This is a genomic window from Streptomyces sp. NPDC001832, from assembly GCF_040297265.1.
GTDB lineage: Bacteria > Actinomycetota > Actinomycetes > Streptomycetales > Streptomycetaceae > Streptomyces.
Genome location: NZ_JBEOYU010000024.1, coordinates 90,330 through 97,197, shown reverse-complemented (window position 1 = coordinate 97,197; position 6,868 = coordinate 90,330). Strand labels below are relative to the sequence as shown.

Annotated in this window: 4 protein-coding genes; all 4 read right to left on the bottom strand. The window is 68.8% G+C overall.

The features are described 5' to 3' along the window. Positions 1 to 89: 89 nt before the first annotated feature. The gene (locus tag ABT115_RS19840) at positions 90 to 2,120 is read right to left on the bottom strand and encodes a M4 family metallopeptidase (RefSeq protein ID WP_351791298.1); all 2,031 of its coding nucleotides are present in this window, start codon (positions 2,118 to 2,120) and stop codon (positions 90 to 92) included. 407 nt (positions 2,121 to 2,527) lie between these two features. Beyond that, positions 2,528 to 4,126, bottom strand: a complete 1,599-nt coding sequence (locus ABT115_RS19835; protein ID WP_351791296.1) for a peptide-N4-asparagine amidase — start codon at positions 4,124 to 4,126, stop codon at positions 2,528 to 2,530. 238 nt (positions 4,127 to 4,364) lie between these two features. After that, positions 4,365 to 5,387 carry an alcohol dehydrogenase gene (locus ABT115_RS19830; RefSeq protein WP_351791293.1) on the bottom strand — a complete coding sequence of 341 codons (1,023 nt, stop codon included), beginning with the start codon at positions 5,385 to 5,387 and terminating at the stop codon, positions 4,365 to 4,367. Positions 5,388 to 5,807: 420 nt separating this feature from the next. After that, on the bottom strand, positions 5,808 to 6,776 hold the full coding sequence (locus ABT115_RS19825) for a ferritin family protein (RefSeq protein ID WP_351791291.1): 969 nt from the start codon (positions 6,774 to 6,776) through the stop codon (positions 5,808 to 5,810). Positions 6,777 to 6,868 lie beyond the last annotated feature (92 nt).

Here is a 6,868-nt window from a genome sequence, read left to right as displayed (position 1 = left end):
GGTGCCGGACCTTCCGCACACAGGAAACCGCCCGGGAGAAGCGTGCGCTCCTCCCGGGCGGCTCGGCCGGGTCAGGCCCGGCTCCGGGTTCAGAAGGTCAGCTTGAAGCTGTTGATGGTGCCCTTGTCACCCGAGTAGACGTCCTGGACCTTCAGCTTCCAGGTGCCGTTGGCCACCTCGGACGAGGCGTTGACCGTGTAGGTCGTCTGGACGTTGTCCGCGGAGTCGGAGAGCGAGGAGTTCTTCAGCCGGTAGGCCGTGCCGTCCGGGGCGACGAGGTCGATGACCAGGTCACCGCGCCAGGTGTGGGTGATGTCCACGCCGACCTGGAGGGTGCTGGGCGCGTTGCCCGTGAGGCCGGTGACATTGACCGAGCTGGTGACGGACGAGCGGCCGTCCGGGATGGCGACGGGGGTGGTGTTCTCGAAGACCTTGCCGCCGGGGTCGCCGCCACCGGGGCGCGAGCCGACGTTGATGCCGGCCCAGGCGTCGGCGACGGACTTGTACTCGGCGCTGGTCGTGCCGTACAGCTCACCGGCTACGGCGAGGGTGCCGGTGCGGGCCGCCGCGTAGTTCGTCGTGGAGGTGAACTTGGTGGTGAGCGCCTTGAACCAGATCAGGGCGGCCTTGTCGCGGCCGATGCCGGTCACCGGCAGACCGTCGGAGGTCGGGGAGTCGTACGAGACGCCGTCGATGACCTTGGCGCCGCTGCCCTCGGAGAGCAGGTAGAAGAAGTGGTTCGCCGGGCCCGAGGAGTAGTGGACGTCGATGTTGCCGATGCCCGAGTACCACGAGTCCTTGGACGCGCCGTCCTTGCTCGGCTTGTCCTGGTAGCGCAGCGGGGTGCCGTCGCCGTTGATGTCGATCTTCTCACCGATGAGGTAGTCGCCCTTGTCGGTGGCGTTGTTGGCGTAGAACTCGACCGCGGTGGCGAAGATGTCGCTGGTCGCTTCGTTGAGGCCACCGGACTCACCGCTGTACACCAGGTTGGCGGTGGCGGAGGTGACACCGTGCGTCATCTCGTGCGCGGCCACGTCGAGGGAGGTCAGCGGGTTCGCGTTGCCGCTGCCGTCGCCGTACGTCATGCAGAAGCAGCTGTCGTCCCAGAAGGCGTTCACGTAGTTGTTGCCGTAGTGGACGCGGGAGTACGCACCGACGCCGTCGCCCCGGATACCGGTGCGGCCCTGCACGTTCTTGTAGTAGTCCCAGGTCTCGGCCGCGCCGTAGTGCGCGTCCGCGGCCGCCGTTTCGGCGTTCTGCGGTGTGCCGTCGCCCCAGACGTCGTCGGAGCCGGAGAAGAGCGTTCCGCTGCCGGACGTGCCGTGGTTCAGGTTGTTCGTCTTGTGGTTGCCGCGGCCCGTGTCGGTCAGGTTGTACGACCCCGAGGTGCCGAGGGTGACCTGGCCGCTGTACTCGGTGTTCCCGGTGCCCTTCTCGATGGCCTGCCACTCGTACAGCTTCGCGCCGGTGGTGGCGTCGGTGATGACGTGCAGCTGGTTCGGGGTGCCGTCCTCCTGGAGGCCGCCGACGACGGTCTCGTAGGCGAGCTGCGGCTCGCCCTGCGCCATCCAGACCACCTTGCGGGGTGCCCGGTCGGCCTCGGTCCTCTTGGAGCCGTCGGCCTTGGCGAGCCCGAGCGCCTGCTTCTCGGCAGCGGCGGGCGCGACGTCGGCCGTCGTGTCAACGGCCTTCAGCCGGCTGCTGGTGACCTTGGACGCCTTGGTGACGCTCTCGGTCGCCCCGGCCTTGGACTCCTGGACGATCAGGTCGCCACCGAGCACCGGAAGCCCGGCGAAGGTGCGCTCGTAACGCGTGTGCGTGGTGCCGTCGTTGTCCTGGATGACGTCCCTGACGACGAGCTTTTCCTGCGAGCCGAGACCGAGCTCCTTGGCCGTGGCCGCCTTGGTCGCGTCGGCCGCGCGGATCAGCTCGGCGCGCTTGGACGGGGTGAGCTGCTTGGCCAGGGCGCCGTGGTCGGCGCCGGCGGTCGCCGACGCCGCTGCGGTGGCGCTGCTGGGAGTGGCAGTGGCCGTACCGGTCTGGACTCCGACGGCGAGGAGGGCTGCTGCGGCTATGAGAGCGCCGGTCGCGGTGGCACGACTGTTGGGCGTGGATCTCACGCGGACTCCTTCTGCGAGGGGGGTACCGGCGGCAGGGTGAGCCGACGGGGAAGAACGAGAAGTGCGCGGAACGGGGTGAAGAGTGTCAGCCGGAGGACGGTTCTGTCAGGACCGCGTCAACAAGTTGGCCGGAACTCGTTCGTTGCCGGAAAGGTCATGTTCGTTAAGCGGACGTTTCGCCGATCGTCACCGCGACGCCGCCCCAAGTCCGCCGCAGCCCGAATTCGAAGAGCGACTCCAGGTCGAGCTCGAACTGATCTGTTCAAAAAGCGAGTTGAGGAACGAGTGGTTCCACCACTGGCCGAGATGGCATCGACAGTGGCTCATTTCTTACCGTCGGTCTCCGTGTCGGACAGCCCCGTTGGAGAGCGCGGGGCCCGGCACGCACAGCCGGGCCCCGCGTGGTCTCAGCCCGTACGGTCCTCCGTCAGGACGCCCTGCTCGGTCCGCAGTGTGCGGTCGTAGTAGCCCTCCGACCCGTCCAGCCGGTAGCGCTCGCTCGACGTGCCGACGGCATGGCGCTGCTCACGCGGGACATCCAGCGTCCAGGTGGCGTCGCCGGTGTACGTGTCGTCGAGCCGCGACCAGGAGAGGCGCTTGCCGGCGCGTACGACCGAGGTGTCCGCGCGGTCCCCGAGCGTAAGGACGGTGCGCAGCCGGTTGTCCGTGCCGATCGTGGTCTCGCCGTCCATGGTGTAGACGCGATGGGTGTGCGCGACCCGCGCCGGGCCGCGGCCGTCCACGGTCACCGTCTCGTCGTCGTCCCAGCGTGACGTGAGCCCGTCGGTGTTCTCGCCCTCCGTCCAGTGGTGGACCGAGGTATTGGCGAGGGTGCGCGAGATGGTGGTCTCGATGCGCCCGTGCGAGGTGTTCACATAGCCGGCGACGGTGAGCCGGTGGCCGGCCTTGGTGTCGAGCCGGTTCAGTGAACCGGGCGTGAACGTCGTCGAGTTGGAAAGATCACTCCGATCGTGCTTCGTGAGCGCCCCGGTGACGTGCTCGCTGCCCTCGTCCTGCCAGACAAGGACGTTCGTGGGCGTGCTCCAGCCGCTCTGCCCCTCGGGCAGGCCCACGACCGACACCTCGACGCGGTGCTCGCGCCCGTCGTTGAGGATGCCGGCGAACGGCGTCAGGTCGTACTCGATCGGCTTCACGTCGAAGGCGCGCGGCGCCGGAAGGACGTACCACAGGAAGGGGTTGGACCAGCCGCCGGTCCACACATTCGGGAACGGCGCCGCGATTCCCGCGAGTTGGCCGTCGACCTTGACCTGCACCTCGCGATACGGACCCTTGTTGGCCTTGCACGAGTGGGGCGCGGGGTCCGGCACGGTCAGGTACCAATACTCCTCGCAGCCGCCGCCGGATCCGGTCGTGTACACCTCGGCGACGATGCGCTCGGAGTTACGCGGCGTGGTCAGCGTGGCGCCCTCCAGCGGGAGCACCTTGTCGGGCGTCTCGGCAGCCTTCGTACTGCCCTTCGCGGCATAGAAGGTCAGCGTGACCTTGACGTCGATGACGCCGGTGTATGTCTCGTTGACCACATTGCCGATGAGCATTTCGACGGGCTGCTCGCGGCGCAGTGTGTCGCTGTAGCGGGTGACGTCCTTCTCCACCGACCAGGTGATTCCGTCGGCGGAGGGCTCGGGCGTGGACGTACGGAACACCTCGACGCCGCCCATGCGGAGGTAGCCGAGCCGGTCGTACTGACGGCCCTTCACCTTTCCGTCGAGGCGCAGTACCACCTTGCTCCAGCGGTCTCCGCACTCCTTGGGTGGGGCGTAACTTCCCCTGTACGGCGTGAAATCGCGAAACTGCGTTTCCGCGATGCTGACTTCGCAGGATCGGGTGTCGGGCTTCTCGATGGCCGGCGCCGCGGTCAGCGGGTCGTGCCAGTCGGTGCCGAACTCCGCGGGAACCGGCTCGGCCGCGGCCGCCGGGCTCGCGCCGAGCACCGATCCGGCGGCCAGCACCAGTCCGGCGAGCATGGACGTGATCTGTCGCTTCATGAACCAGGAGTGAAGCGCGGGACGAACGAGTGCGCCAGGGGCGAAATTTCGATCTTGGTGTGATCTGTGCGCTCGTGCGGAAAAAACGATTGCCGCGAATTCCGGAGCGATACTGCGGCTCTCCGCGCCGCAGGGCTCAGAGGCTGTCGGGTGGCCTCTGATCGGGCGGCCACGCCCTGGCACGCACGCTTCCCGCGAGCCGCCATCGCCCCGCCGCCCTTGTGCGGGGCCGGGTGCGTCAGCCGGTGGTGAGAACCATCCGGAAGCGGGCGGCGCCGGACATCATCTTCCGGTACGCCTCGGTGGCCCCGTCCAGCGGCACGGTCTCGGTCATTGGGCGGATCCCGTGCAGGGCGCTGAACGCCAGGGTGTCCTCCACGTCCTGCGCGGTGCCTGACGGGTGGCCCCGGACGACCTTGCCGTTCATGAGCAGCTGAGTCGGGCTGATCCCCAGCGGATCGGGGTCCGCGCCGATGACCACCAGCTCGCCGCGGGGCGCGAGCCCATCCGCGGTCGCCGTGATGGCCCCGGAGTTGGCGGCCGTGGCCAGGACGGCTCTGGCGCCGCCGAGGGCCTGCAGCGCGTCCGCGACGGAGGTGTCCGCCGTGCTGTCGATGTAGTGATGCGCGCCGAGCTCCTTGGCGAAGTCGGCCTTGGCGGCTCCGCGGGCGATGGCGACGGTCTCGAAGCCCATCGCGGCGGCGTACTGCACCCCCAGGTGGCCGAGCCCGCCGATGCCGAGCACGGCGACCAGGTCACCCGGCCGGGCGGAGCTGCGCCGCAGCCCGTTGTACGTGGTCACTCCCGCGCAGCCCATGGGTGCCGCATCGGTCGCCACCAGCGCGTCGGGGATCCGGGCCAGGGCGTCCGCCGGCGCGATCACCGTCTCGGCATAGCCCCCGTCGTACGCCCATCCGGGGACCTTCAGGTTCCGGCACACGACGAAGTCGCCCTGCCTGCAGGGTGTGCAGTGGCCGCAGCTGCCGCCGAACCAGCCCACCGCCACGCGGTCGCCCAACTGCCAGGTGTTCGGCGTTCCCTCACCGAGCTCCTCGATCCGCCCGGCTATCTCATGCCCGGGGACCAGCGGAAACCGTATGCCCGGAAGCGCAGCGTTCACGAAGAGGGCGTCGCTGTGGCAGATCCCGCAGGCATCCACGGCCACCCGTACGTAGCAGGGGCCCGGCTGCGGCATCTCACGCTCGACGATCTCGAACGGACCGCCGGCGGCGGCGACTTGTGCGGCTCGATAGACGCTCATCTTCATCTCTCCGGGATACGTGATACGGGCGGACGGCCCCCGGAATCAGCAGACCAGCTCCGGCCCGATCGCGCGCGCCGAGTGATGCAGGCGAGGGTCTGGCTGCTAGTGCCGCGGCAGGCAACGTTCGCCCCGTCGCGACGCCCGGCACGCACTCTCGCCGCACCGGACGAAAGCCCGAGTACGTCCAGTACGAGGGCTTCCGGCCGGCACGCCGAGAGCACGCACCGGACGCCGCTCCTTGACGGGCAAACGTTGCCTGCCGCGGCACTAGGCCGCGCTGGTCTTCGTCGGGAACGGTGAGGCGGCAACAGCTGTGCCGGCGGCGGCCGGTGGGCCCTGCGGCTGTGGCGCGTCGACCGGCCGGACGGTCTTGCTCGTGTCCGGCCGGTCTCGCGGCTTGGTCAGGGGATCAGCGGGTCAGCGGAGCTGGTTGAGTGCCTGTTGGAAGGCGGCTGCGCGTTCGGTCTTGTCGGCGGCGATGTTGTTGAAGTAGCGGTCGGCAGCGATGTCACCGACGGTCTTCGCCTGGTTGGCAAACCCGGGGTAGAGGGCGGTCGCCTCGGAGCGCTCCTCGGTGACGGCCTTGTCCAGGTTCTCCTTCGTGTTGCGCACCAGCCCATCCAGTACGGCCTCGCCGGCGAAGTGCTCGTGGAGTTCTATTGCGGCTGTCCCTTCCCACAGGCGGGCCAGTGCGGGGTTTCCGCTCTGCTTCGCCTTCTCCGCGAACAGCATGTACTTGGCGTAGGCCAGAGCCTCGCCGTGCATTGCGGTGTCCAGGTTGGCCTTCGTGCGGGCGGCGCGCACCTGCGGCAGCCCGGCGAGTACCGCGACCGGGTTGGCTTTCTGTGGAGCCGGGATGGTGCCACGGCCGGAGGACGCGACATCGAGTGCCGTACGGAAGGCATCGCGGTGACGGCCCTCGTCCGCGGCGATCTCCGTGAACAGGTCGGCGGCCTTCGTGTCCCCGTCCTGCCGGGCCTGATTCGCGAAGTCGCGGTACATGACCTGGTGTTCGTACGTCTCCCCGTCAATGGCCTGACGCAGGTTGGCCGCGTCCGTGCCGACCACGCCGGCCAGCATGGCCGCCTCGTGCAGGTGCTCGTTCAGCGCGGTCTGCGCAGTAGTCGGGAAGACCCGTCCGACGGCAGCGTCGCCGTCGCGGTCGGCTTGAGTGCCGAAGAGGTTGTACAAGGCGTAGGCGTACGCCTCGTCCTTCATGGCAGTGGTCAGGTCGGAAAGGGTCTGCGGGTGCAGGGCCTGGGCGGCGTTGGAGGTGACCTTGTGCTGATCGTCCGACACGGTAAGGGCCACGGCCGTAGCCGCCTGAGACGCGGCGGCCACTGTGCACAGGCCGACCAGGAGCGTACGTATCGAGTGACGAACCATGATTGCCTCCTTTGGAGCGCTTCTGGTGCGAGCGCCCCCCTCCTACATGAGGCCCTCACACGTACGGCCCCGCCCCTTCACGCGGCCCATTC